The organism is Sorangium sp. So ce1335 (assembly GCF_051521615.1).
Lineage (GTDB): Bacteria > Myxococcota_A > Polyangia > Polyangiales > Polyangiaceae > Sorangium.
Genome location: NZ_CP150363.1, coordinates 4,869,948 through 4,896,904, shown reverse-complemented (window position 1 = coordinate 4,896,904; position 26,957 = coordinate 4,869,948). Strand labels below are relative to the sequence as shown.

The 26,957-nt window shown below is 72.7% G+C and carries 17 protein-coding genes; 14 read left to right on the top strand and 3 right to left on the bottom strand.

Going from position 1 to position 26,957, the window contains the following annotated elements; genetic code table 11:
* Positions 1-47: 47 nt before the first annotated feature.
* Both WMF24_RS17945 and traA read right to left on the bottom strand, forming a co-directional pair.
* Entirely contained in the window at positions 48-1,931 is a 1,884-nt protein-coding gene (locus WMF24_RS17945; RefSeq protein WP_437737641.1) for an OmpA family protein, read from the bottom strand.
* The gene (gene traA, locus WMF24_RS17940; RefSeq protein ID WP_437738819.1) at positions 1,928-4,057 is read right to left on the bottom strand and encodes an outer membrane exchange protein TraA family protein; all 2,130 of its coding nucleotides are present in this window, start codon (positions 4,055-4,057) and stop codon (positions 1,928-1,930) included. The genes WMF24_RS17945 and traA overlap by 4 nt, the downstream gene beginning before the upstream one ends.
* 450 nt (positions 4,058-4,507) lie before the next feature.
* Here traA and WMF24_RS17935 point away from each other — a divergent pair, with 450 nt between their 5' ends.
* The 3 genes from WMF24_RS17935 (at position 4,508) to WMF24_RS17925 (ending at position 7,470) form a co-directional block, all read left to right on the top strand.
* Positions 4,508-5,326 carry an SDR family NAD(P)-dependent oxidoreductase gene (locus tag WMF24_RS17935; protein WP_437737640.1) on the top strand — a complete coding sequence of 273 codons (819 nt, stop codon included), beginning with the start codon at positions 4,508-4,510 and terminating at the stop codon, positions 5,324-5,326.
* 134 nt (positions 5,327-5,460) lie between these two features.
* Complete coding sequence (locus WMF24_RS17930) at positions 5,461-7,128, top strand: SBBP repeat-containing protein (protein WP_437737639.1); 1,668 nt, start codon at positions 5,461-5,463, stop codon at positions 7,126-7,128.
* Positions 7,129-7,341: 213 nt separating this feature from the next.
* Positions 7,342-7,470 (top strand): hypothetical protein, encoded by a 129-nt coding sequence (locus WMF24_RS17925; RefSeq protein ID WP_020736078.1) that lies wholly within the window; start codon positions 7,342-7,344, stop codon positions 7,468-7,470.
* Positions 7,471-7,490: 20 nt separating this feature from the next.
* Here WMF24_RS17925 and WMF24_RS17920 read toward each other — a convergent pair whose 3' ends face one another.
* The gene (locus WMF24_RS17920) at positions 7,491-11,738 is read right to left on the bottom strand and encodes a DNA topoisomerase 3 (RefSeq protein WP_437737638.1); all 4,248 of its coding nucleotides are present in this window, start codon (positions 11,736-11,738) and stop codon (positions 7,491-7,493) included.
* Between the two features lie 717 nt (positions 11,739-12,455).
* Here WMF24_RS17920 and WMF24_RS17915 point away from each other — a divergent pair.
* The 11 genes from WMF24_RS17915 (at position 12,456) to WMF24_RS17865 (ending at position 26,930) form a co-directional block, all read left to right on the top strand.
* Complete coding sequence (locus tag WMF24_RS17915; RefSeq protein ID WP_437737637.1) at positions 12,456-12,893, top strand: chemotaxis protein CheW; 438 nt, start codon at positions 12,456-12,458, stop codon at positions 12,891-12,893.
* On the top strand, positions 12,890-14,440 hold the full coding sequence (locus tag WMF24_RS17910; RefSeq protein ID WP_437737636.1) for a CheR family methyltransferase: 1,551 nt from the start codon (positions 12,890-12,892) through the stop codon (positions 14,438-14,440). The genes WMF24_RS17915 and WMF24_RS17910 overlap by 4 nt, the downstream gene beginning before the upstream one ends.
* Entirely contained in the window at positions 14,437-15,039 is a 603-nt protein-coding gene (locus tag WMF24_RS17905) for a chemotaxis protein CheW (RefSeq protein WP_437737635.1), read from the top strand. The genes WMF24_RS17910 and WMF24_RS17905 overlap by 4 nt, the downstream gene beginning before the upstream one ends.
* Positions 15,036-16,514, top strand: coding sequence for a methyl-accepting chemotaxis protein (locus WMF24_RS17900; RefSeq protein ID WP_437737634.1), 1,479 nt, complete (start codon positions 15,036-15,038; stop codon positions 16,512-16,514). The genes WMF24_RS17905 and WMF24_RS17900 overlap by 4 nt, the downstream gene beginning before the upstream one ends.
* A gap of 12 nt (positions 16,515-16,526) precedes the next feature.
* Positions 16,527-18,602: a hybrid sensor histidine kinase/response regulator gene (locus WMF24_RS17895; protein ID WP_437737633.1), complete on the top strand. Its 2,076-nt coding sequence runs from the start codon at positions 16,527-16,529 to the stop codon at positions 18,600-18,602.
* On the top strand, positions 18,599-19,705 hold the full coding sequence (gene cheB, locus WMF24_RS17890) for a chemotaxis-specific protein-glutamate methyltransferase CheB (protein ID WP_437737632.1): 1,107 nt from the start codon (positions 18,599-18,601) through the stop codon (positions 19,703-19,705). The genes WMF24_RS17895 and cheB overlap by 4 nt, the downstream gene beginning before the upstream one ends.
* Positions 19,702-20,841 carry a response regulator gene (locus WMF24_RS17885; RefSeq protein WP_437737631.1) on the top strand — a complete coding sequence of 380 codons (1,140 nt, stop codon included), beginning with the start codon at positions 19,702-19,704 and terminating at the stop codon, positions 20,839-20,841. Before cheB ends, WMF24_RS17885 begins: the two co-directional genes overlap by 4 nt.
* A gap of 145 nt (positions 20,842-20,986) precedes the next feature.
* On the top strand, positions 20,987-21,754 hold the full coding sequence (locus WMF24_RS17880; RefSeq protein WP_437737630.1) for a hypothetical protein: 768 nt from the start codon (positions 20,987-20,989) through the stop codon (positions 21,752-21,754).
* A gap of 594 nt (positions 21,755-22,348) precedes the next feature.
* Positions 22,349-23,845: a pectate lyase family protein gene (locus WMF24_RS17875; protein ID WP_437737629.1), complete on the top strand. Its 1,497-nt coding sequence runs from the start codon at positions 22,349-22,351 to the stop codon at positions 23,843-23,845.
* A gap of 609 nt (positions 23,846-24,454) precedes the next feature.
* A complete protein-coding gene (locus WMF24_RS17870; RefSeq protein WP_437737628.1) occupies positions 24,455-25,546 on the top strand; it encodes a vWA domain-containing protein in 1,092 nt (363 codons plus the stop codon).
* Between the two features lie 310 nt (positions 25,547-25,856).
* On the top strand, positions 25,857-26,930 hold the full coding sequence (locus WMF24_RS17865) for a pectate lyase (RefSeq protein WP_437737627.1): 1,074 nt from the start codon (positions 25,857-25,859) through the stop codon (positions 26,928-26,930).
* Positions 26,931-26,957 lie beyond the last annotated feature (27 nt).

Genomic DNA, 26,957 nt, shown 5'->3' with positions numbered 1-26,957 from the left:
CCCGCGCTCAGCGACGGAAGCGCCCGCGAGCGCGGTCTGCTGTCTTGCTACTTCTGCGGAGCAGTCGGCGCGGGCTGGCCCGGCGAGGTGGGCGCCGGCGCCGGTGCTGGCGTGCCGGATCTCGGCAGAACCCCCTTGCCGGTCGGCAGCCCCCCCGCATCGCGCCGGTTCGGCAGCGGAGCCGCCTCGCCCGGCACACCGCCGGCCGGCGGAAGGCTGGATCCCCCGCTCGGCAGCACGTTCGGCTTGAGGACCCCCTGCCCCGGCAGCGTCCCCTGGTTCGGCAGCACGCCCTGCGTCTTCTGCGGCAGCACCCCGCCAGACGGCAGGAGCTGCTCGGATCCTTCGGGCGCCCCGGTGAGCGGCTTCGCCCCCGCGGGGCCGTAGCGCAGGATTCGGAAGACGACGCGCCGGTTCTTCGACGTCATGAACTGACAGTCGGGCGAGAGCTGCTCGTCCGGCCCGGTGCAGCCGGTGTCGTCGTAGATGGGCTGCGTGTGCCCGTAGCCGACCGCCTGGAGCCGCGAGGGCTCCACGCCCTTCGCGATCAGGTACGCCATGACGCTCGCCACGCGGCGCTGGGACAGCGCCATGTTGTAGATGTCGGTGGCGCGCACGTCGGTGTGGCCCTCGATCCGCACCTCGCGGATGTCGGGGTTGTCGATCAGCACCTGAGCGACGGCCTCGAGCGTCGGGTTCGAGTCCTCGAGGATGATGTCCTTGTCGGTCGCGAAGTGGACCTGCTCGGTGATCACGATCTCGTCGCCCTTGACGAAGGCGAGCGGGCAGCCGTTCTTCCCGTGCGGACCGGCCGGCTTGTCCGGGCACTGGTCGTCGCGATCGAAGAAGCCGTCGCCGTCGGTGTCCAGATCCGGACAGCCGAAGTTCTCGGGGCTGCCCGGCACGTCGGGGCAGCGATCCGCCGCGCCGATGAGCCCGTCGCGGTCCGGGTCGTCGTTGTCGCGCTGCTGCAGGCGGTTGATCTCCTCCTGCTCCGCCGACGTCTTCGGCTGCCACGTGATGACGTTGAAGAAGCGGATCGAGGGCGCGCCGAAGCCGCACGCCGCGCCGAAGCTGCCGCCGAAGGTGATCGTGACGCCGTGCTTCGTCTGCCAGCGCAGCCCGAGGAGCGCCTCCGCGGGGATCTGCCCGGGATCGTCGGGGTAGCCGGTGAGCGAGGGGTAGCCGTACACCTCGCCGATGACCGAGAGGCCCCAGCGCTGGACGACGTACTGCTCGGCCGCCACGCCGAACTGCGCCATGTCGCCGACGCGCACGCCCGCGAACTGGTTGTCGGGCCTGAGCCAGATGCCGGCGTTCGCGGCGAGGAGCAGCCCGAAGTTGAAGCGGTAGTCGCCGATGAGCGTCACGCCGCCGCTCAGGGCGCCGTCGCTGGCGAACGCGTTCTGATCGCCCGTGGGGAAGTTGAGGTTGCCCGCGATCGCCATCCCGAACCCCTCCTTCACCTGCTCCTTCCGGTTCAGGTACGGGAGCGAGATCTTCGTGGAGAGGCGGAGATCGCCGACCGTGCTGCTCTTGACCGACCCCTCGGTGCCGAAGCGCCGGAGGTTGCCGCCCTCCTGGAAGAGGATGAGCGGCATGGCCATGGTGACGTCGAAGACGTCGAAGAATCCGATGCCGGCGAGGAAGGCGAGCTCGAGCCGCCCGGTGATCGCGTTGACCGCCTGCTTCGTGTCGTCGCCGGCGAGGAAGAGCACGAGCGGGTCGGCCGCGATGTCGCTGTAGAGGCCGACGGTCGGCGAGAGGTTGCCGATGACCTCGGACTTCTGGACCATCACGAGGTCGCGCGGCGCGGCCGCCGGGCGGAAGACCTGCGCGTCGAAGCGCCCCTCCACGGCGAGCGCGGGGCTCCCGGCGAGCAGCGCGGAGAGCGCGAGGAGCGGCGCGAGGAGCGGCGAGCGCCTTCTCACGAGGCACCTCCTGCGCGCCGCCGGCGCTGGCGTTCGAGCAGGGCCAGCCCGGCGACGGCGAGCAGCCCGGCGAGCCGCGAATCGCTGCCCTCCTCGCCGACGACCGAGACGCTGCAGATGTCGGCGAGGGTGCCGCCGCACGCGACGTTGTCCGGCATCGGGCCGAGCGCGCACTCCTTGGCGTCCGCCTCGTCGGTCCAGCGGCAGTGCTCGTTGCCGAGGCAGTCCACGTTCGACTTGCAGGAGACGTCGCACGTGTTGGTCTCGAGATCGCAGGTGTTGCCGCAGGGACACTGGGTGTCGGCGTAGCACTCGACGCACCGCTCGCCGTCGCAGTACGGGGTGTCCTCGCCGCACGTCGCCATGCACCCCGGCGGGTCGCATTCGTGCGTCTCGGGGTTGCACGTCGTGCCGGCGCACTGCTCATCCGAGGTGCAGCGGACGCACATCGCGGTCTCGGCGAACTGGCCGAAGCAGAACGGCGTGTCGCCGCCGCAGCTCTCGCAGCGGAGCCCGCAGCGCCGGTCCTTGACGCACTCCTTGCACTCGCCGCTCAGGCAGTACTGCCCCTCGGCGCAGTCCATGTCGTTGCGGCACGCGGCGCACGCCGTACCGACGGGCCCGGGGAGGCAGAACGGCACCGGGGGCGTCTGCGGATCGTTCGGGTCCTCGGGGCGCATGCAGTCGACGCAGCCCTCGCCGCAGCAGTCGGGCTGCGCGTTCTCCGGGATGGCGTCGACGCAGTGGCCCGTCGGGGTGTGGCACCGCTTGCCGGCGGGGCACTGCGCGTCCTCGAGGCACTCGACGCACATCGGGTCGCCGCCCGGCTCGACGGCCGCGCAGTCCATCTGCGTGCCGTTGATGCCGTTCGGACAGCAGTTGCACGAGTTGCCGGCGCACCGGTCGGCCGTGTCGCACACGACGCAGGTGTGATCGACGCAGATCCAGCCGCGCTGGCAGTCCTCATCGACCTCGCACTCGTACTCCTCCTTGCACTCGTGCGTCTCGGGGTCGCAGACGAAGCCGTCCTGGCAGTCCTCGCTGGTGCGGCACTGGGCGCACTGGCGATTGCCGTTCACGTCGATGCAGAACTGCGCCTCCCCCTCGCAGCGCGAGCAGGACTCCCCGCAGTAGTACGCGGTGTCGCAGGGGGCGCAGAGGGCGGCCTCGTTGCAGTAATAGCCCGTATCGCACTGGGCGTTGCCGGGCTGGCCGGCGAAGGCGCGGCTGCACTGCTGGCACTGGTCGATATCGGGGAACGACGGCGAGCCGCTCAACGTCTGGTAGAACTGGGCGGGCTGGAAGAGGGTGAAGCCGGCGTCCTTGAGGTTCACGCTGCCCATCTCGCGCGCGCCGAGCTCGAAGTCATCGAACTCTCCGACGAGGAAGGACATCTCGAGCGCCGCGTGCTCCCAGAGCTCCGCGTAGAGGATCTCGAGCGGGTACAGGCCCGGCTTCTCGAACGTGACCGTGTTCGTGACGCGATACGTCGGGAGACCGAGCCTCGGCGGGCGGACGACGACCGGCTTCATGCCAGAGACCCTGTCGAAGAAAGCGAGGCTGACCGCGTCGTCGGCATAGAAACCGATATGGACCGGCCTGCCGGCGAGCTCCGCGGGGACACGCAGGAACCCGCGGAGCCGGGAGCCGAACGGCTGGTCGGTGCCGTGGCTGTTCCACGGGAAGTCGCACCCGCCCTCCTCCTCGCACGGGGGCGCCATCGGCTCGGTGAAGGTGAAGTCGCCGAAGCTCAGCGGGCCTGCGGTGTTCGGCGCGGCAGTGGTATTGTTGTTGCTAAAATCCAGAACGGTCCGGATGACGTATTCGATACGTGTGGGCTTGTAGTCGTCGTCCTCCAGGAAGGCGTTGACCTTTTCGATGTAGGCCACGCGCGTGTCCAACTTCCTGGGATCGTCACTAGCGTTGGACACGTAGAACCACGTCTCCACTTCACCGGGAGGCGATAGAGCCGACGCCGCGCAGAGGCCGGTCCCCTCGACCTCCGGCAACTCCGTGATGGCGGGCGCCGAGAGGGTGACCGGATCTGGCCTCGGCTGCGCGCGGAGCTGCGCCGGCAGCCCGACGCACAGGGCTGCGGCGGCCAGAGCAAGTCCTCGAACGCGCATGGCTCGCTCGCGGCTCAGCATCGCTCACGGCTTTCTGGCGCCGACCGCGGCATCCTACCACCTGACGTCAAGAGCACGGTTCCTAGGCTACCCGGGGCGCGCAGGCGTCTGCAAGCTCCGAACGGCTCGCCAGCCGCTCGACCAGATGTAGGGCGCGGCCCTTCAGCTCCTCATGCCACGAGGCCACGGACGCGGTGCGCCCGCCCAGGGACCGCCTCGATGGAATCGATGCGCCGCGGGCGGCACGCGCTCGTACGCACGAGCCGACACGGTGCGATGCCGACATCACGACGGCGTCTGTTCGCACCGGATGACGCATCCGTGGCATCTCCGCGTGCATTACGCGACGCGGCGAACCACGCTCGGCTCGGGCGCGCCCGCGGAGCGTCCATGCACGGGGGCAACGGCCCCCTCGCGATCCAGGGCGGCGCGGCGTAAAGGATGGCGCCCATGACCATGACCTCGGGTCTCGCCATCGTCACAGGCGCCTCGTCCGGCATCGGCGCGGCGCTCGCACGGCAGCTCTCGGCGCGCGGGCAGCCGGTGCTCGCCATCGGCCGGCGGGCGCAGCGCCTCGAGGAGCTCTCCGCGCAGGCGCGCGCCGCCGGGCACGCGCCCATCCACCCGCTCGATCTCGACGTGACCTCGGAGGGCGCAGCCCTCCGCGTGCGGGATCGGGCGCGCGCGCTGGGCGGCGCGGCCTGGCTCGTCAACAACGCGGGAACGACGCGGCTCGGGCCCTTTCTGGACGGCGACCCGGCAGCGCAGGCGATGCTCGTGCGGCTCAACTGCGAGAGCGTCGTCTCGCTCTGCGCGGCGATCGTCCCCGACCTGGTGGCCCGCGGCGGCGGGCGCGTGCTCAACGTCGCGTCGCTCGCCGCGTTCCAGCCGACCCCGGGACAGGCGGTGTATGGAGCCACAAAGGCGTTCGTGCTCTCGATCTCCGAGAGCCTGTCCGTGGAGCTCGGCGGGACCGGCGTCACGGTGACGGCGCTGTGTCCTGGGCCGGTGACCACGGAGATCTTCGACACAGGCGCGCCTGGCGTGCCGCGCAGGAAGGTGCCGTTCGAGCTCACAGCCGAGAGCTGCGCGGCCTACGGCATCGCGGCGGCGGATCGGGGCGATGTGGTCGCCGTCCCGACCGCGCTGAGCAAGGCGACGGCCCAGCTCTCCCGCCTGCTTCCTCGCGCGGCGATCCGCCGGCTCTCATCGCGGATAGGCCTATCCTTCCTCGGCTATGGCGCGCCACGTCGACGAGCCCGAGACTAGCGCGAAGGCTCGCGCGATGCCCCGTGGCGCTCGATTGGGAGACTCGGCGCCGGCGGCTCTGCTGCTGTGATAGCCTCCGCTCTGCGGTCCGCACAACCGATCCTGCGGCCGATCGCGAGCGCGTAGAACATCTCATGCAAGCACGAGCGTACGTCCTTGGTTCTGTCGTCACCCTGACCCTGTGCGCCAGCGGGTGCGCGGCGCTGCTCGGCCTCGACGAGTTCGCCGATCGGTCGCCGGGCGGCACGGGCGCTGGCGGCGCTGGAAGCGCCGGCGGTGCCGGCGGTGCCGGCGGTGCCGGCGGTGCCGGCGGTGCCGGCGGTGAAGATGAGGCCCCCCCTTGCACGCCGGACACGTCGGAGGCGTGCTACAGCGGCCCGCCGGCCACCAGGGACGAGGGGATGTGCCTGGGAGGGACACGCAGTTGCAGCGCCGACGGGACCTGGGGCGCATGCGAGGGAGAGATCGTGCCGGCGGTGGAACGCTGCGACGCGGCGGACGACGAGAACTGCGACGGCCTGGAGTGCGTCGTCTGGACGACCGCGTACGAGCAGACGGGCGACGTCCACTTCATGGACATCGCGAGCGATGCCGACGGCAACATGTTCGTGAGCGGCGCCTTCTTCGACACCATCACGTTCGGCGACCATACACTCTCGTCTGCCAGCACCACCGATATACTGCTCCTGAAGCTGAGCCCGACCGGAGAGCCCCTGTGGTCCAAGAAGTTTGGTGACTCTTACCCGGACGAACCGTGGGCTTTCACCGTCGACTCCAAGGGTAACCAGCTTCTGAGCGGCATCAGCGACAGCGGCATTGACTTCGGCGATGGGCCGCTACCGGCGGGGTCATTCATCGCGAAGCTCGATGCATCGGGCAAGGCCATCTGGACCAAGGGCCCGGAGGGCGGCGGGATCAATGCCGTCGCGTTCGGCGCAAACGATCGTGTCATCGTCTCGGGACGTTTCAGCAAGCCGATCGACTTCGGCGGCGGACCGATGCAGCCGGACGACGGTGACTCGGCCATCTTCGTAGCAAAGCTCGACGGTGCGACAGGCCTCGCGACCGCAGGGGGCTGCTGGGTGCGCACGTTCGGCGACAGCAACGCGACCGTCCGCGTCGTCAACATCGCGGTCGACCGTTCGGACAACATCTTCGTCGCCGGCTCGACGCGCGAAACCACTCAGCTGGATCGGTTCACGATCGACAGAGGCAGCTTCGTGATGAAGCTGACGCCGTCCGGAGTACCGGACTGGATCCGGACGATGCGCGCGATCGGGCCGAGCCCGGCGGCCGTCGACGTGATGGGTATTGCGATAGATTCCCGGGGAAGACCTGTATTGGCCGGATATCACAGCGGCGAGCTACAGATAGGTCCACACACGATGACGTCGGTCGGCGATGACGTCTTCGTTGTGCAGTTCGAGGCCAACGGCACCGTGGGATGGGTGCGTACGCTTGGCGGGACGGGTACTCAGTGGGCCAGAGGCATGGCGCTCGACCCCTTCGACAACGTCGTCGTCATCGGAAGGGCCGACAAGCAGATCGACTTCGGCGACGGCCCGCTGACTCTGGCGGACTACTCCGGCTTCGTCGTCAAGCTCAGCCCCGACGCGGAGCTCGTCTGGCATCGTTTCCTTGGCAAGGACGCCGTCCCCTACGCCGTCGCCAGCTCGCCGGACGGCGAGGCGCTCATCGCGGGCTGGACGAGAGCACCGGAGGCTGATTGGGGCGCGGGCCCTCTCCCCAACCTCGGAGCCGACGGCCGCCAGCAGCTCGTCGTCGCCAAGCTCGGCCGATAAGCCCTCCGCCGATCCGGCTGCCTCGGCTCAGCGAGGCGCCTGCGGCCTCGCGCCTCCAGCGTAGCGAAACGCCTCACTGTGGCGCGCGCGCCGACATCCCCACCATCAAGCGAGCGAGATCATCGGCTTCCACCCTGAAATTCCGCCCCCCTCAGCTGGCACCCCCGTTGCTTTGCTCCTCGGGCACCCCGACACGGGGCCGGAGGTCGTTCGATGAGCAAGATTTTGCGTGGGATTGCGGCAGGTTACGGCGCGAAGAAGCTCGGCGGCGGGTGCTTCAGCACCATCCTCATCTTCGTCCTGCTCTGGTGGGTGCTCGGCCACTTCGGCATCTTCCGCTGAGCGCCGCGCGAGCGCGAACGTCAGCGCGATCGGCCCTTCTTCCGCTGCGCCTTGCGGGCGAAGAACGCCCTCCGCGCATCCGACGACGACGTCGCCCCCTGCCGCTTCTTCACCTTCGGCGGGGCCTTCGCGAGCGGGATGTCGCTCACGCCGGGCGCCTCGCCCAGGCGGCCCCGCGGCGTGAGCGACGCGCGCTGGTAGGCGATCGTCTCGCCCGCCTTCTCGAACGACTCCTCGCGCACCTCGACGAGCCCCGCGCGCACGAGGCCGCCGAGGAGGTGCTCGAAGTCGCGCCGCTCCAGCGACCCATCGGCGAACGCCTCGCGGTAGAGCCGCCCGGTCGGCTGCTCCCCGTCGCGCAGCGCCGCGAGGATCCGCGCGATCGACTTCTCCTCGTCGCGGCTCGGCGCCCGGAACTCCCGCGCCGCGCACGCGGCCGGCGCGCAGACGTCGCACAGGCCGCAGGCCTCGCCGGTGTCCTCCTGGTCGCCGAAATGGCGGACCAGGTGGAGCATCCGGCAGCCGTGGCTCTCCGTGAACCGCGCCATCTGCAAGAGCTCGGCGAGCTTGTGGCGCCGCTGCGCCTCGTAGGGCGCGCGCCACCCCGGCTCCCCCAGCGCGACGCCCCCGTCCGCGTCCACCCGCGCGCCGCCGTGGATCCAGAGCTTCTCCAGCGCCTTGTCCGCGACCTCGGGCTCCATGCCGAGATCGCCAAGGATCTCCTCGCGCGGGCGAGGCGCCTCGGAGAGCTCCCGCTCGATGCGCTGGAGGATCGCCGGATCAGGGTAGTCGCGCTCGTGGAAGAACTCGTGCATTCGCCGGTCGACATACGAGTGCATCAGCACGGCCCGCGACGGGAGCCCGTCGCGGCCGGCGCGGCCGATCTCCTGGTAATAGCCCTCGACGCTCCCGGGCAGCCCGGCGTGGATGACCGTGCGCACGTCGGGCTTGTCGATGCCCATGCCGAACGCGATCGTGGCGACGATGACCTCGGTGCTGCCGTCCAGGAACGCCGCCTGGATCCGGTCCCGCACCGGAGGGGCCAGGCCCGCGTGGTACGCCTCGGCGGGAAGGTCCTCGGCCAGGCCGGCGGCGAGCGACTCGGCCTCTTTCCGGGTCGGCGCGTAGACGATGGCGGGCGTCCGGCCCTCCTGCCCGAGCAGCGCGCGCACCCGGGCGAGGCGCTCCCCCGGGCTCACCTCGAGGAGCTCGATCCCCAGGTTGCTTCGCCGGAAGCCGTGGATGAAGCGCGCCGCGGACGCGAGCCCGAGCTGCTCGACGATGTCGTCCTGCACGACCGGGGTGGCCGTCGCGGTGAGCGCGATGACCGGCGCCGGACGGAGCGCCGGGAGGCGCTGGCCGAGCATGCGGTAATCGGGGCGGAAGTCGTGCCCCCACTTGGAGATGCAATGGGCCTCGTCGACAGCGACGAGCACCGGCCTCCTGCGCGCGAGCAGCTCGGGGAAGCCGGGCACGCGGAGCCGCTCGGGGGCGATGAACAGGAAGTCGAGCGCGCCGGCGAGGTAATCGATGCACGCCTGCCGGGACTCGGCGCGGCTCCGGCCGGAGTGGATGCGCTCGGCGGCGAAGCCGCACGCCCGGAGCTTCGAGGCCTGATCCTCCATGAGGGCGATGAGCGGGCTCACGACGAGCGTCGTGCCGCCGCGGGCGATGCCGGGGAGCTGGTAACAGAGCGATTTGCCGGCGCCGGTGGGCATGACGAGCAGCACGTCCTGCCCCGAGGCCGCCGTCCGGCAGACGGCCTCCTGGTAGGGGCGGAAGGCGCGGAATCCGAAGCACTGCTGGAGCAGCTCGAGCAGATCCGACGGCCGGCGCTCGCGGGAGGGGGCGACCGCCGCGGCGGGCGCGGCGCGAGACGGCGCGAGGGGCGCGGCGCGCAACGGCGATGACGCGGTGTCCCCCCCTCGCGCCGGCGCCGAGGCGACGGCCGCCGCACGCGTTCGCGGGGGCGCCGCCGCCGCGGGTCGCTCCGGCAACGGCGTCGAGGCTGCCGGGCGAGCACGAGCCTGCGCCCGCGCCGGCGACGACGCCGCGGCCGCGACGGACTGAAGCGCGCCGCGCGGCGCCGCGACCGCCGCGCTGCTGCCCGGCGCGCGGCGCGGCGCCTCGCGCTCCCTCGGCGCCTCGGGCTCCCGCGGCGCGGCCGGCGCAACGGCCCCGCCGCCGCGCCCGTCCCCGGGGCGCCTTGCCTCCCCGTCTCCCCGCGCCAGCGACGCCCCGGCGTCCTGCCCTGGCGCAGCGCCCGCGGCCGGCCGGCGCCCCGCGCTCACCTCCGCCACGACATGGCGCACGTACGACTCGATGTCCGCCATGAACGAGGGCAGATCGCCGACGCCGCGGGCCATGCGGGCGAGCTTCGCCTCCCAGGCGCCCGTCATCGCGGGGCTCTTCACATCCGCGTGGACGACCTCGATCAGCCCGACGCCCTTGTCGGTCGCGTGCAGCAGCTTGCCCTTGCGCACGAGGTACTCGCGCCGCAAGAGCGTCTCGATGATCGCGGCCCGCGTGGCCGGGGTGCCGAGGCCCGAGTCCTTCATCGCCTCGGAGAGCTCCTTCTCGTCGAGGCTGCTGCCCGCCGTCTCCATCGCGGTGAGCAGCGTGGCCTCGGTGAAGCGCGGCGGCGGGCGCGTCTTCTTCGACTGCGCCTGCGCGTCGAGCACGAGCTGCACCTGCCCCTTCGCGAGGCCCGCCGGGAGCTGCTGATCCGCGGTCTCGCGCTCGCGGTCGCCCTCGTCCCCCTCGCGCCCCTCCCCGGCGTCCCCCGCCTCCCCCTTCGCTTCCCCCTTCTTGCGCTGCCTCGCGGGCGGCTTGCCGAAGCCGATGTCGAGCACCTTCCACCCGACCTTCTCCACGACGCTGCCCGCGCTGTGATAGCGGTCCACGATCGGCCCGCCGGCCCCCTCGCCGCGGCCGCGCGTCGTGATCGCCGTGATGACCGTCGTGATCGACGTGACGTGATCCTCGTGCCACGCCGAGAGCAGGCGCCGGCAGATGAGATCGAAGATCTTCTGCTCATCGGCCGACAGCTCCGCGCGCGACGACCGCGACCCCGTGGGGATGATCGCGTGGTGATCGCCGACCCTGGCGTCGTCGACGAAGCGCTTGCCGAGCGGGCGGGTCCCCGTCCCCGGGGCGAGCATGCCTCGGTATGAGCCCTCGACCGCCTGCACCACCGCGCCAAGCGTCGCGGCGACGTCGGTCGAGAGGTGCCGGCTGTCGGTGCGCGGGTAGCTGATGAGCTTCCTGCGCTCGTAGAGCGCCTGGGCCACCTCGAGCGTCCGCTGCGCGGAGAAGCCGTACAGGCGGTTTGCGTGCCGCTGGAGCTCGGTCAGATCGTAGAGCAGCGGCGGCGGGAGGCGGCGGGTCTCGGACCGGATCGCCTCGATGCGCGCCTCGCCGCGCCGGGCCCGCTCGACGATGCGCTTCGCCTCCTCGCCGTCCGGCGGCAGGCGCCTCCGCTGCGGCGCCGTCTCGCGCGCCTCGCCGCCGCCCGCCGGGCCGGGCTGCTCGCCGGGGAGATCCTTGTCGCGGAAATACGTGCCCTTGTACGACGACTCCGCCGCGCCCGCGCCGTCCTCCCGGTACGGGGAGAAGGTCGCCACCACCTCGAGGTACGGCTCCGGGACGAACCGCCGGATCGCGAGCTCGCGCTCGACGACCATGGACAGCGTGGGCGTCTGCACGCGGCCGACCGAGAGATCCTTGTCGAACGCGAGGCTGTAGGCGCGCGACAGGTTCATGCCGACGAGCCAGTCCGCCCGGCTGCGCCCGCGCGCGGCGTCGGCGAGGCCGTCGTAGCCGCGCGCGTCGCGCAGCCGGCGGAGCCCGTCGCGGATGGCGTCGGGGGTGAGCGACGATATCCAGAGCCGATCGACGGGCTTCGTGCAGCCGGCCGCCTCGTAGATGTAGCGGAAGATGAGCTCGCCCTCGCGGCCCGCGTCCGTCGCGCAGACGACGCGCTGGACGTCGCGCCGGCCAAGGACCTTCCGGACGATCTCGAACTGCGCCCGCGTCCCGGGCAGGACGACGAGCGGAAACCGCGCCGGCAGCATCGGGAGGAGGTCGAGGCGCCAGCGCTTCCAGGCAGGGTCGATCTGGTGAGGCTCGGCGATCGCGACGAGGTGCCCCACCGCCCACGTGACGACGTAGCCGCCCCCCTCGAGGAAGCCCTCGCCGCGCCGCGAGGCCCCGAGCACCGCGGCGATGTCGCGGGCGACGGCGGGCTTCTCTGCGACGACAGCGATCATGCGGGCAACCCGGGAGGACCGGGCGCCGCCCGCGCCTCCCGCGGGGGCGTTGATAGCGCGTGGCGCCCCCGGGCGGTATGGAGAAGCGCGCCGGCCCGGAGTCCCGCGCCCGCGCCGCGCCCGGCGGTCGGAGCGCCGCCGCGGCGCCGAGGCGGCGCGTTCCTCGCCTGCCCCGTCGGAAGGCCGAGACCGGCAGCTCCCCTGCGCGCCCGCGCCGCCAGCGCACGTCCGACGGGCGCTCCGCGGGATCCGGGCATGACGAACCCGGACGACGCCCGATGCGCTCGATGAGCTCGATGAGCTCGCGAAAGCTGAAGAGGTCAGTCCGAAGCGCGATGTCCTCCTCTTGAGCACACGTGTCCCACGCAGCGTCGTCTGCGCCTTGAAACACGACGGACATCCACGTCGTGAACTCGACATGACGTCGACATCGATCGAGGATGAGCCGTAGCCGGGTGACGCAAATACGAACCGCGCACGAGGGGCGAGCGAGCTCGTCATCGCACCTCACCCCAGAGCCCGCGCGCCGGGTCGGTACAGGCCTGTCCGCGCCGCCTGCGTCTTCAAAACGATTCGAGAAGTGCGTAGCATGACGCGAGGGTCGCGCCCGCGCGCGGCCGATCCCCGCATGATGCACGACGCAGGAGCCCGCACCGCGCCGCCGAGACCCGCGCGTCGCCCTGCGCGTCGCCCTGTACGTCGAAGGAGAGGAGACGGTTGAGAGCCCTGGTCGTCCGCGTGCGCTCGTGGCGCTGCGCGCTGCCGCTCGCCGCGGTGGCCGAGACCATGCGCGCCCTCGACGTCCGGAGCATCCCGGGCGCGCCGCGGTTCGTTCGCGGGCTCGCCATCATCCGGGGCGCCCACGTGCCCGTCGTCGACGTCGCTGCGCTGCTCGGCGTCGCGGACGGCCAGCGCGCGGCGCGCCTCGTCGCGGTCCGCGCCGGGGAGCGGCCGCTGGCGCTCGAGGTCGACGAGGTGCTCGGCATCGAGCGCCTCGACCCGGCCGCCCTCCAGGCGACGCCGCCGCTGCTCTCCGGGGCGCTGCCCGCGTGCGTGGACAGCCTCGGCACGCTCGACGGGCAGGCGCTGGCGCTGCTCGAGACGGCGCGGCTCCTGCCGGAGGCCGCGTGGTCGTCGCTCCGGGGCACCGCGTGAGCCCCACCCCCGACGACCTCGGCCCGGTCGAGGCGTTCCTGGAAGAGCGCCTCGGGCTGTCCCGCGCGTCCCTGCACCTCGGCGCGGACCTCGAGGCCGTGCTGCGCGAGCGGGCCCGCGCGCGGGGCTTCGCCGATCTGGGCGGCTACCGGCGCGCGCTGGACGATCGCGAGCTCGCGCGCGACGAGCTCCAGGTCCTCGCCGGCCGGCTCACGGTCGGCGAGACGTACTTCTTCCGGGAATGGCAGCAGTTCGAGGCGTGCGCCGAGATCGCCGTGCCCGAGCGCCTCACCGCGCGCCCCGACGGCGCCCCCGTCACCGTGCTCTCCGCCGGCTGCGCCTCGGGCGAGGAGGCGTACACGCTCGCGATCGCGCTCCAGGCCGCCCACCCGGGGCTCTTGCCGCGCCGGATCAGGATCGTCGGCGTCGACGTCAACCCGGGCGCCGTCGAGAAGGCGCGGCGGGCGCGGTACTCGGAGTGGACCCTGCGCGCGGTCCCAAACGACATCCGGAGCCGCTTCTTCGTGCGCGCGGGGGGCGGCGTCGCGCTGCGCAAGGAGATCGCCGGCCTCGTCGAGTTCCAGGTGAGGAACCTCCTCGAGGACGACCCCGCGTTCTGGAGGCCGGGCGCCTTCGACGCGATCTTCTGCCGCAACGTCCTCATGTACTTCGCGCCGCACAAGATGGCCGAGGTGCTCGACCGCTTCGCCTCTGCGCTCGCGCCGCGCGGCTTCCTGTTCCTCTCCTCGAGCGAGTCGCTCCGCGCCGCGAGCGGCTCGTTCGACGTGGCGCACACCCACGGCATCTTCTACTACCGGCGCAGCGGCGCGCCCCCCCGCCGGCCGCCCGCGGACGCCGCCCGCGCGGGCGCGTGGTTCGCGAGCATCCACGCGTCGTCCGCGCGCGTCGCCGAGGTGGTCCAGCGCGCGTCGCCGCCCCCGCAGCGCGACGGGCCCGCCCCGCAGCGCGGCGCGCCCCCCCGGCAGCGCGACGCGGGCGCGGCGCGCGAGCGCCCCTCGACGAGGCCCCTGGCGGCGGCCGAGCTCGCGGCGATCGACAGGGCGCTCCAGCTCATCGGGGCCGAGCGGTTCGCCGACGCGATGGCGGCGCTCGCGGCGCTGCCCGAGCGGACCGCGTCGAGCGCGCGGGTCGAGCTGCTGCGCGCCGTGATCCACTGCCAGGAGGGCGACCTCGCCGGCGCCGCGCGCGCCTGCCAGCGCGCGCTCGACGCGGGCGACAGCGGCGCCGCCCACTACGTGCTCGGCCTGTGCCAGGAGCAGGCCGGCGACGCAGCGCGCGCGGCGCAGCACTACCGGGCCGCGGCGACGAGCGATCCGAGCTTCGCCATGCCGCACCTCCGGCTCGGGCTGCTCGCGAAGCGCGCCGGCGACCTCGCGACCGCGCGCGACGAGCTCGGGCGCGCGGCGGCGCTCCTGGTCTCGGAGCAGCAGGAGCGGCTCGTGCTGTTCGGCGGCGGCTTCCCGCGGTCGACGCTGATCGGCCTCTGCAACGCCGAGCTCGAGGCCCGCGGAGGGCGCCCGGGATGACGTCCCTCGCCGATCGCCTCGCCGCGCTGCGCGACGTGTTCGACGCGTCCTTCGCCGCGCCGGCGCGGCCCTGCGCCGAGGAGCCCGCGCGCGCGCTCGCGATCCGCGCGGGCGACCGCCGGCTCGTCGCGCGCATCGACGAGCTCGCCGCCGTCGAGCCCTGCCGCCGGCTCGTGCCGCTCGCGGGCGGCCCGCCGGACCTGCTCGGGCTCGCCGGGCTGCGCGGCCGGCTCGTCGCGGTGTACGACCTCGCCGCGCTCGTCGGCGGCCGGCCGCGCGCCGGCGTCGCCGACGCGGCCGCGGGGCCGGCGCCGCGCTGGCTCCTCGTCTGCGCCGGGAGCCCCGAGATCGCGCTCGCGATCGACGAGGTCGAGGGCCACGCCAGCCTGCCGCGCGCGAGCCCGGGCGCCGGCGCGGGCCCCCGGGCTCGCGCGCGGGATGGTGATGACGACGAACACGACGACGAGCGCGGCGAGCACGTGAAGGAGGTCGTCGACGTCGGGGGCACCCCGCGGGGCCTGCTCCGCGTCCCCGCCGTCGCGGCCACCGTCCTGCGCAGGGCCCAGCGCGGCGCAGAGCGTCCCAGGGGAGATCGATGAAGACCACGTGGACCATCCCGCAGCAGATCGCCGCCAGCCTGCTCTTCCCCCTCCTCGTGCTGATCACGCTCGCGGTCGTCTCCGTCCACAACGCGGCGCGCCTGCTCGAGATAAGCCAGGAGCTGAAGCAGACCTACCGCGTGCTCACCGAGCTCGACGAGCTCCACACCCACTTCCTCGACGCGGAGACGGGGCAGCGCGGGTTCATCCTCACCGGGGACGACGCGTTCCTCGAGCCGTATGAGGCCGCGCTTCGCTCGATCGACGCCGACTACGAGGAGCTGCGCAGGCTCACCGTGGAGAGCCCGCGCGATCAGGAGCGGCTCGACAGGCTCCGGCCGCTCATGCGCGACAAGCTCGAGGAGATGCGCCTCACCATCGAGCAGCGCCGCAGCGAGAGCGCCGAGGTCGCCGCGAGGACGGTCGCGAGCGGCCGCGGCCGGCGCGCCATGGACGACATCCGCGCCGTCGCCGGCGAGCTCCGCGCCGACGCCGTGCGCGTCCTCGAGGCCCAGGAGAACCGGGCGGCCGAGGGCGAGCGGCGCCTGCTGGTCACGCTCACCCTGGGCTCCACGTTCACCATCCTCGTCGTCGCCGCGTTCGGCTTCCTGATCATCCGCGGCATCAACCGCCGCATCCAGTCGGCGACCCGCCGCATCGAGAGCTCCGCGACCGAGCTCCAGGCCGCCGCCACGCAGCAGGCGCAGGGCGCGAAGGAGCAGGCGACCACCTCGAGCGAGGTCTCGACGACCATGCGGGAGCTGCTCTCGACGTCCCACCAGATCGCCGAGAGCACGCAGCGGGTGACGCAGATCGCCGCCGACACCGCCGCGGCCGCGCGCGCCGGCGACGAGACGGTGAGGCGGGCGCGCGAGGGCATCGACGGCGTGCAGCGCCAGGTCGAGCAGATCGTCCTTCACATGCTCGATTTTGGCAAGAAATCCCAGGAGATAGGCGGGATCCTCCAGATCATCAACGAGCTCGCCGAGCAGACGAACATCCTCGCGATCAACGCGACCATCGAGGCGGCCGGCGCCGGCGACGCGGGCAGGCGCTTCGGGGTGGTCGCCGACGAGATCCGCAAGCTCGCCGACCGCGTGGGCGGCTCGACCAAGGAGATCCGCGCCCTCATCGAGGAGATCCGCGCGGCCGCGAACACGACCGTCATCGCGACCGAGAGCGGCTCGAAGGCGGTCGACGCGAGCGCGCGCCAGTTCGGCGAGGTCGCCACGAGCTTCCGGCAGATCTCGGAGCTCGTCGGCAGCACGGCCGAGGCGTCGCGCGAGATCGAGCTCAGCACGAAGCAGCAGGCCACCGCGGTCGAGCAGGTCAACACGGCGCTGCTCGACGTCGCGCGCACCGCCCGCGAGACCGAGGCGAGCTCGTCGGTGACGCTCAAGACGTCGTCGGAGCTGGCGGCGCTCTCGAAGGACCTCGTCCGCCTGATCCAGCACCATCGACAGGCCGGGGCGTAGGAGCGGCCCGCGGTGAGCGACCTCTTCAAGTACTTCCGCATGGAGGCCCAGGAGCTCGCGGACGGGCTCGCGTGGGGGTTGCTCGACCTCAAGGAGCGCGGCGGCCAGGGGGAGTCGCTCGACCAGTGCTTCCGCCTGGCGCACACGCTCAAGGGGGCCGCCGGCGCGGCCAGGCAGCTCAAGATCGCCGAGCTCGCGCACACGGTCGAGGACGTGCTCACGCCGTTCCGCAAGGATCGCCAGCCGATCCCGGCCGCGCACCTGGGCGAGCTCCTGCGGCTCATCGGGCTCATCCGCGAGGAGGTGACGCGGCTCGACGAGGTGGCCGAGCCCGGCGAGGTCGGGGGAGGCGCCCGCCCCGTCCGGCGCAGCGCGCACGACGAGGTGGCGCGCGTCGACCTCGCCCACGTGGGCGAGCTCGCCGACGCGATCGGCGAGGCGATCGTGCAGCTCGAGTCGCTGCGGAGCAGCGCGGAGGCGCTCGATCGGGCCGAGCGCCTCGCGGCCGCGCTCGGGGCCGTCGGGTCGCCCGACGAGGCCGCGCGCGGCCTCGGGGAGCTCGGCGCAAGGCGCGCGGGGACGCTGTACCGCGAGCTGCGCGCCGCGCTCTCGGTCGCCCGCGCCGAGCTGGCGGGCGGCATCGACAGGCTCTCGGGCGAGCTCCGGCAGGCGCAGGCGCGCACGCGCGAGCTGCAGCTCCTGCCGTGCGCCGGCGTGCTCGAGGCGGTCGAGCTCGCGGTCCGCGAGGCGGCGGAGTCGCTCGGCAAGCGCGTCGATTTCGAGGCGAGCGGCGGCGACATCCGGCTCGACGGCGCGGTGATCGCCGCGCTGCGGGACGCGGCGCTGCACATGGCGAGGAACGCGGTCGACCACGGGATCGAGCCCGGGGCCGCGCGGCTCGCCGCGGGGAAGCCGGCCGCCGGCAAGATCCGGCTCCGGGTCGAGCAGCGGGGCAGCCGGGTCGCGCTGATCTGCAGCGACGACGGCCGCGGCGTCGACGTGGCGGCCGTCCGGAGGGCGGTCGTCCGCGCCGGGCTCTGCCGCGACGAGGAGGCGCGCGATCTCACCGAGGCCGACGCGCTGGAGCTCATCTTCGGGCCGGGCGTGAGCACGTGCGAGGCGATCACCTCGCTCTCGGGCCGCGGCGTCGGGCTCGACGTGGTGCGCGAGACCGCGGCGAAGCTCGGCGGCACGGCCAGCGCGCAGAGCGAGCCCGGGCGCGGGGCGACGATCGAGCTCGTCGTGCCGATCTCGCTGTCGTCGGTCGTCGCGCTGCGGCTCGAGGACGGCGGCCGCACGGCGCTCCTTCCGCTCGACGCGGTGCGGTTCGCGCTGCGGCTCGAGGCGGACGCCATCGTGCGCGCGACGGAGCGCGACGCGATCGTCGTCGAGGACCGCCTCGTCCCGTTCGCGCGGCTCGCCGCCGTCCTCGGCGCGCCCGCGCCCGCCGGCGAGCCGCGCTGCGCCGTCGTCGTGGGCGCGGGCCCGTCGCAGGCGGTCCTCGGCGCCGAGCGCCTCCTCGGCGCCGTGCCGGTCATCGTGAAGCCGCTGCCCGCGGCGGCCGGGGCGCCGCCCGCGGTGGCGGGGGCGAGCTTCGACGTGCGCGGCGACCCGGTGCTCGTCCTCGATCCGCGCGGCGTGACGGAGCTCGTGCGCGCCGCCGGCCCGGGCGCCTCCGGGCGCCGGGAGCGGCGCGCGCCGCCGCCGATCCTCGTCGTGGACGACTCGCTCACGACGCGGATGCTCGAGCAGAGCATCCTGGAGTCCGGCGGGTACGAGGTCGATCTCGCGTCCTCGGGCGAGGAGGGCCTGAGGAAGGCGGCCGAGCGGCGTTACGGCCTCTTCCTCGTGGACGTGGAGATGCCGGGCATGAACGGCTTCCAGTTCGCCGCGCAGATCCGCGCCGACCCGGTCCTGCGCGAGACGCCGCTCGTCATCGTGACGTCGCTGTCGTCGGCGGCCGACCGCCGCCGCGCCACGGAGGCGGGCGCGGACGACTACATCGTGAAGGGCGAGTTCGACCAGCGCCGGCTGCTCGACACCGTGGCCGGGCTCCTCTGGAGGGCGCAGGGGTCGCCGCCGTCATGAGCCGCGCGCCCGGCGCCGAGCCCCGCGCCCCCGCGCGGAAGATCCGCGTGCTCGTCGCCGACGACTCGCGGACGGTCCGCCGGCGCATCGTCGCCGCGCTCGAGGTCGACCCCGAGATCGAGGTGGTCGGCGAGGCCGCCGACGGGGAGGCCGCGATCGCGCTGTGCGAGCAGCTCCGGCCCGACGCGATCACGCTCGACATGATGATGCCGAGGCGGAGCGGGCTCGCGGTGACCGAGCACGTGATGGCCTACTGCCCGACGCCGATCCTCATCGTGTCGTCGTCGGTCGAGCGCGGCGAGGCGCTCGGCACGTTCGACGCGCTCTCGGCGGGCGCCGTCGACGTGCTCGACAAGCCGTCGGCGGCCGACGAGGGCGGCGCCTGGGATCGGCGCCTCGTGACCGCGGTGAAGCTCGTCGCCCGCATCAAGGTGATCACGCACCTGCGCAGGAAGCTCCGTCCCGCGCCGCCCCTGCCCCCCGCGGAGCCCGCGCGCGCGGCGCCCGCCGGCGAGGCCTGGTACAGGGCGATCGCGATGGGCGCGTCGACCGGCGGGCCGACCGCCGTCGCGGACGCGCTGGGGCCGCTGCCCGCGTCGTTCCCGGTGCCCATCCTGCTCGTCCTGCACATCGGCGCGCCGTTCGCGCCCGCGTTCGCGGCGTGGCTCGCCGGGCGGATCTCGCTCCCGGTCTCGATCGCGGCCGACGGCGAGCCGCTCCCGCGCCCCGGCCAGCCCGGCGTGCGGCTGGCGATGCCCGACCGGCACCTCGTCGTCCGGCAGGGGCAGCTCCGGCTCACGGCCGGCCCGGAGCGGCACTCCTGCCGCCCCTCGGTCGACGTGCTCTTCGAGTCGGTGGCCGGCGAGCTCGGCGACCGCGCGATCGGCTGCCTGCTCACGGGCATGGGCCGCGACGGCGCCGAGGGGCTGCTCGCCATGAAGCGCGCGGGCGCCATGACGCTCGCGCAGGACGAGTCGTCCTCCGTCGTCTTCGGGATGCCGAGGGAGGCCATCGCGCGCGGCGCGGCTCACCAGATCTTATCCGTGGGCGCCATCGGCCCTACGTTGCTCGCGCTGTCCAGGAGCAGAGGGGAATCGCCATGAAGCCGCACGTCCTGATTGTCGACGACAGCCTCACGATCCGCATGGACCTGCGGAGCCTCCTCAGCAACGCCGGCTTCGTCGTGACGGCGTGCGAGACGAAGGCGCTCGCGCACAAGGTCCTCCGGTCGAAGGACTTCTCGCTCGTCATCCTCGACCTGCTGCTGCCGGACGGCGACGGGCTCGACCTCCTCCGGGAGATCCGCTCCTCGGCCGACCTCGTGCAGATCCCCGTGATCCTGCTGTCCACCGAGGTCGAGGTGCGGCACCGGATCCAGGGCCTGAGCATGGGCGCCGACGAGTACGTCGGGAAGCCGTACGACGGCAGCTACCTCGTGCTCCGGGCGACGGAGCTCGTGAGCCAGCGCAGCAGCGCGCGCCGCGCGGCGGAGGGCAGCGGGCCGGCGCTCGTCGGCAAGAAGATCCTCGTCGTGGACGACAGCCCCACGTACCGCGCCTCGCTGGCGCAGCTCCTCCGCCAGGACGGCTGCGACGTCATCCCGGCGCAGTCGGGCGAGGAGGCGCTGAGCCTGCTCGCGGTCGAGGCGGTGGACTGCGTGATCATGGATCTCCTGATGCCCGGGATGGGCGGCCTGGAGGCGGCGCGGCGGATCAAGCAATCGGGCGCGCTGCGCCACATCCCCGTCGTCATCCTGACGGGGCACGACGACGTCGCGACGCGCGCGGAGGGCGCGCGCATCGGCGTGGAGGACTTCGTGCTGAAGGCGCCCGAGCTGACGATGCTGCGGGTGCGGCTGCGCGCCCTGCTCCGGAGCCGGCCCGCGCCCGGCGCCGGCGGCGGCGCGTCACAGCGGCGCGCGGGGAGCAGCCCGGATCAGGCGCCCCCGAGCACGCGCGCCGGCGGCACGGGCTCGCTCAGCGCGATCCCGCCGAGCGGCTCGCTGTTCGAGCGGGTGGTCGCTGTGAGCGGGCTCTCGAGCGTGATCGGGCCGAGCACCATCGTCCGGGCGTGCCGGCGGGCCGGCATCGAGCCGCGGTCGATGTCGCCCGAGGATCTGCACCGCGCGCTGCCGGCGATCCGCGAGACGCTCAAGATGTTCCTGACCGAGGAGGACTCCGCGCGCGGCATCGCGGCCATCAGCCTGCTCGCGCGGGAGGCGGCGTCCGCCGCGAGCTGAATCGAGCGGGGCGCCGGGCGCGCCGGCGGGGGCCCGATCGATTCCTGTCGTCGCCTTGACGCGGGGGCGCCGCGCGGGTTCACGTATTTGCTGGACGCTTGCCGTCGCGCCGCGGAGGCGGGCGACGCGGGAGAGGGGAACTCGCATGCGGGATCTGAAGGGGATCGTCGATGTGGAGCTGCTCGTCGAGGAGGGCGGCGCGCTCACGCCGGCGCGGGAGTACGTTCACCGCGACACGACGTACGTCGAGGGGCGGTCGGGCCAGCGGTACGCGCTGCGCGTGCGGAACCTGACCGGCGGGCGCGTGGAGGTCGTGCCCTCGGTCGACGGGCTCGACGTGCAGAGCGGCAAGGACGCCTCCTTCGACCTGCGCGGCATCGTGATCCTGCCGCACGATTCGTTCGATTTCACCGGGTTCCGCATCAGCAACACCGATGTCGCGACGTTCCGGTTCGGGAGCATCGAGCAGTCGTATGCCGCGCAGATCGGCAAGCCGCGCAACGTGGGTGTGATCGGCGTTGCGGTGTTCGAGGAGCTGGCGCCCCCACCCCCGCCGCCTCCGCCGGCGTTCGGCGGGCCGCCGCCCGGCGCCGTGCGCGCGCCGCCGGCGCCTCAGGCGTTCGGTCCGCCGGCGCCCGCGGCTCCCCCGCCCGTGCCGGGCTTCGTACCGGCCCCCGCGGCGCCGAAGGGGCTCGGCACGACGTTCGGCGAGCGGCGCGAGTCGCGCATCGGCTCGACGCGGTTCGACAGGGCGACGCCGAAGCCCGCGGCCGTGCTCGTGATCCGCTACGAACAGCGCGACGGGCTGCGGGCGCTCGGGATCGATGTGGACGGGCTCTCCCAGCGCGAGACGGCCAGTCCCTTCCCCGCCGAGACCGGCTTCGCGAAGCCGCCGCCCGGCTGGAAAGGGTGAGCGCCGGGCACGTCGTTGTCGTGACCGGTCGCCGCCGGCTCGGCTCTCCGTGATGCTGCGCGCCGACGTCGTCCGCCGCACGCCGGGCCGCTCATCCTTCTGAAATCTTCCGTGGGAGTGGCCGCGGTGGGCTCCCGCTGGCCCGGTGGCGCGCAGCGATGGCGTCACGGGCTGTCCACGAGGCGCCCGGCGAGCTCCCGCCGATGGCCGCTGAGCAATGTGCGGTTGACACGTGGAGCGTCGGTGCCGTCAAGCACGTCAACCCGTGGTTGACTCGGCGGCGTCACGGCGCGCCGCGACAAGGGCTGTCACGACGCGAGCGCAACGCGGGTTCCTGCGGACCGGATGGCCCGCCGCCGGAGGATTCGAGAAGGCGGCATCGCGATTGCTTGCCTCGCAGCGTCGTGGACGACGCGCCGCCCTGGCCCGGTGCGGCGGCCAGCACCTCACGCGTGGCCCGGAGCGGTCGATGCGCAAGGTGCCACGCCGGGCGCGCGCGATGGCCGGAGCGGGCGTCGGCAAGATCGACCCATGAAGCTCCGCTCCACAGGCGAACCTCTCGGAACCGGGGCTGACCCCGCGATGGAAAGTTCAATGCACGATCTGTCTGCACGCGCTCGCAGGGCGTTCAAACCGGCCGCCCTCGCGATGCTCATGATCCTCGCCGGATGTTCGACCGACCCCGATGAAGGGGCGGCGACCAGCGGCTCGGCCACCACCGGCCCGGCCGGCGGCAACGGCGGCGGCTCGGCCACCACCGGCTCGGCCGGCGGCGGCGGCGGCGGCTCGGCCACCACCGGCCCGGCCGGCGGCAACGGCGGCGGCTCGGCCACCACCGGCTCGGCCGGCGGCGTCGGCTCGGCCACCACCGGCTCCGCCGGCGGCGGCGGTGACGGCGGCTCGGCCACCACCGGCGGCGGCGACGGCGGCTCGGGGCCGGTCGACGGCGTGGACACGGTCCTCAAGGTGACGACCCTCGCCGCGGACGGCCCGGGCTCGCTGCGCGAGGCAGTCGAGACGCGAGGGCCGCGTATCATCGTGTTCGAGGTCGGCGGTGTCATCGATCTGAACAGGGCGCGCCTCGACATCACCGAGCCGTTCGTCACGATCGCCGGCCAGACAGCGCCCTCGCCGGGCATCACCCTGATCCGCGGCGGCATGAGGATCCGCACGCACGACGTGCGCATCCAGCACCTCCGCTTCCGGATGGGCGACGCCGGCGCCGCGCCGGCGTCCGGGTTCGAGCCCGACGTCACGACGGACGGCGCCTCGGCCTACAACATCGCCATCGACCACTGCTCGGTGGCGTGGGGCGTCGACGAGAACCTGTCCGTCTCGGGCCCCCGCTTCGACGGCCCCGACGGCACATCACACCGCGTCACCCTCAGCAACAACATCATCGCCGAAGGGCTCCTCGAATCGGTCCACGAGAAGGGCTCTCACTCCATGGGCACCCTCGTGCACGATCACTGCACCGACGTCACGGTGGTCGGCAACCTCTACGCCCACAACAACGAGCGGAACCCCTGGTATAAAGGGTTCGCGACCGGGGTGATCGTGAACAACGTCATCTACAACCCCGGCAAATGGGCGATGCGGCTGGGCCCCGTCAACAAGGAGTGGCAGAGCTCGGGCATCACGCCGGAGCCGCCCAGGGTCAGCATCGTCGGCAACTACATGCGGTACGGCGTGAACACGATGCCAGGGCTCCCGATGGTGGGCACGAACTCGGCGGGGTCGGCCTACCTCGAGGACAACATCGCCGTGGATGCCCTCGGCGCGGCCGTGCCGGTCGCCTCCCCGGACATCGTCGTCCTCCCCGAGAAGCCGGTGTGGCCCGACGGCCTCGTCGCGCTGCCCGCCGCGTCGGTCGTCGACTCGGTCCTCGCGCACGCCGGCGCCCGCCCCAGAGACCGCGACGAGGTGGACCTGCGCATCGTCGCTGACTTCATGTCCGGCGGCGGCATGTTCGTGAACAGCCAGGAAGAGGTGGGCGGCTATCCCGTCGAAGAGCCGACCTCGCGCCCGCTGGTCGTCCCCGCCGAGGACATCGAGGGCTGGCTGAAGAGCTTCGCGGATGATCTCGAGTAACGGCCGCTGACCATCCGGCGGGGCTCCGGCGGCCGGCCTCGACACGCCATCCACGCAGTCAACTCCAGGCGCGCCGTTCTGCGGCGAGAACGACGCGACGTTCACCCCCACGACGAACAGCCGGATCCTGGTGTCGATCGCCCAGGCGTTCGGCGTGGAGCTCGAGTCGTTCGGCTCCCAGCCCGACCCGAAGCTCACCACGGGCGCCCTCAGCGAGCTCACGTAAGCACACCCGGTCGCCGGGGCACCGGCGAGCGTCCACCGCGTCAACCCGCGGTGGACAGTCTCTGGCGACGACGCCAGGCGCCCCGCCGCGTGAGGCAAGGCGCCTGGGGGCTTTGCGCGGAAGTTGCCAGTCAGCACGGGACGAGGGCGGCCTCGGTCCACCCCGCGCATCCGGGCATGCTCGTTGCTGTGAGCTCCGGCCAGCAGCGCACGGGCGCCCTGAGCCGGCCGCGCGCGTCATGGGGATCCAGCAAGACGTTTCGGTGACGCACGACAATCGCTGACGCGCCTGCCGGCCCTCCCAGGGAGCGCAGGCGCCGGCAGGGCGACCGTGAGGGCGTCACCCCGAGTCCGCTCACGGGAGGCAACATGCGGAGAGCATCCTTGATTTGTTCCGTCGTCGTGCTCGCAGCGCTATCGGGCTGTGCGGCGAGCAGCGACAGCGACATCGACAGCGAGAGCAGCAGTGGCGATCCGGGCACCGGCGCCGGCCCCGGAATCGACGACATCGGCGGCGCGACGGGCGGCGAGCTCGGAGGAGACTTCACCCCCGGCGCCACGCCCGGCGGAGAGGAAGTCGACTGCGGCCGGCAGAACTTCGACGTCGAGCGCAAGCCGGCCAGCATCCTGCTGGTCCTCGATCGCTCGGCGTCGATGCTGGACGACCCGAGCGGAGACGACGGGACGCCGTCGAAATGGGACATCGTCGTGCCCGCCTTGCAGGAGGTGATCACGGCGACCAACGCGTCGGCCTCCTGGGGCCTGAAGGTGTTCCCGCAGGGACACAGGACGGGGAGCTGCAGCGCGGAGAGCTTCCCGAGCGACATCCTGATCCCGATCGCGATGAACAACGCATCCACGGTGAACGCGGCGATCTCCAGCACGGAGGCCGAGGGCGACGGCACACCGACCGGAGACGCCATCGACACGGCGGTCGAGTACCTGAAGACGATCCAGAACGACGATCCCAAGTACATCCTGCTCGCGACGGACGGAGACCCGTCCTGCCCCAAGAGCGACGCGGACGAGTTCGCGGTGCAGGCGATAACGAACGCGGCCGCCGCCGGCTTCCATACGTTCGTGGTCGGGATCGCCTCGTCGGCGAGCAAGATCGAGGCGCTCAACGACCTCGCCGTCGCGGGGCTCGAGCCACGCCAGGATCCGGATCCGCTCGCGCCCAGGTTCTATCTCGCGTCCACGAAGGACCAGCTCGTGACGTCGCTGCAGACGATCGCGGGGCAGGTCTCGACCTGCCTCTTCCCGCTGAGCGCGCCGCCGCCGAACCCGGACCACGTCGGCGTGTTCGTCGGGGAACAGGCGGTGAAGAAGGACACAACGGGCGCGGACGGCTGGAACTACACCGGGCCCGACATGAGGACGATCAAGCTGTATGGCTCGGCGTGCGATCAGGTGGCGAGCAGCGGCGCCGGCTCCGTCAAGGTGATCTTCGGCTGCAAGGACGATCCGATCTACTGAGCCACGGAGCGCAGGTCCGGGCGCCGTGCAAGGCGTCCGCGTGGACCGCGACCGTCAACCGGTGTCGACCTCGAGTTGACAGCTCCACCGCAGCAGAGATCTGCCGAAGCCTCTCGGCCCCCTGCCGCGCGCCCTGGACCGCTCCTTGCACCCAGGGGCTCGCTGAACGGCGTGGGACGTCGGTTCGGGCTTGCCCCATCGACGGCGAACCAGCGAGTCGGCCGGCCTTGGCCGGCGTCAACCAGGCGCCTCCGGGGCGCGGGTCGTCCATCGTGCATCCAGAACGAGAGGTAGCGAGATGAGATCCGGGATGAAGTCAGCTTTCACTTTGTTGCTCTTGATCGGCGCCGCCGGGGCGCTGCAGATCGGCTGCTCGGACGACGCCGCCACGCCGGACGACGGCGGCCAGGGGGGCAGCGACGCCGCCAGCAGCACGACCAGCGGCGGCACGATCAACCCTGGCAGCACCACGAGCGGCGCCGGCGGCGGCAGCACGACCGGGGGCAGCGTGAGCAGCACGACCGGCGGCGGCAGCGTGAGCAGCACGACCGGCGGCGGCGGGGAGGCCGGCACGACGGCCAGCAGCTCGACCAGCGGCGGCGGCACGGGCGGAGAGGAGCCGCTCGGCAACGACCTCCCGATGGAGATCCCGACGCCATCGAACGGCGACGGGGAGATCAGGAGCCAGACGACGGTGCTGAAGAACGCCGCGAACGGCGGCCAGGACGTCTACGACTTCAACAACCAGAAGATCGGCGTCAACAACACCGAGGACTGCGAGGACGGCGAGGGCCAGAAGACGGTCTTCGAGGTCGAGGACGGCGTCACGGTGAAGAACCTCATCATCGCGGGCGGCCTCCCCGGCGGCAACGGCATCGTCTGCAAGGGCGACTGCACGCTCGATCACGTCTACTGGGAGGACGTCTGCGAGGACGCGGCGACCAACAGCGTCGACGGCGCGACGATGCGCATCAACAGCTCGATCGCGCTGCACGCGAGCGACAAGGTGTTCCAGCACAACGCCAAGGGCGGCTCCACGACGATCGTCACGAACTCGTACATCGCCGACTTCGGGAAGCTCTGGCGCTCCTGCGGCGATTGCACCGCCAACGGCGGCCCGCGCAACCTGGTCATCGACAACGTCAGGGTGGAGGGCGTCAAGACGACGGTCGCCGGAGCGAACCAGAACTACGGGGACACGGTCACGATCACGAACCTCTACGTCAAGGGGGGCTACGACGAGGACGACGACAAGCCGAAGATCTGTCAGGAGTACCGGGCCGTCACCGACCACATGGGCGAGTCGGAGAAGCTCCACGGCGGCGCGAGCCAGTGGAACACCGCCACGTGCCACGTGAGCAAGAGCGACATCAAGCGCTGGTGATGGCGCGCGCGGCGGCGTCGCGCCGCG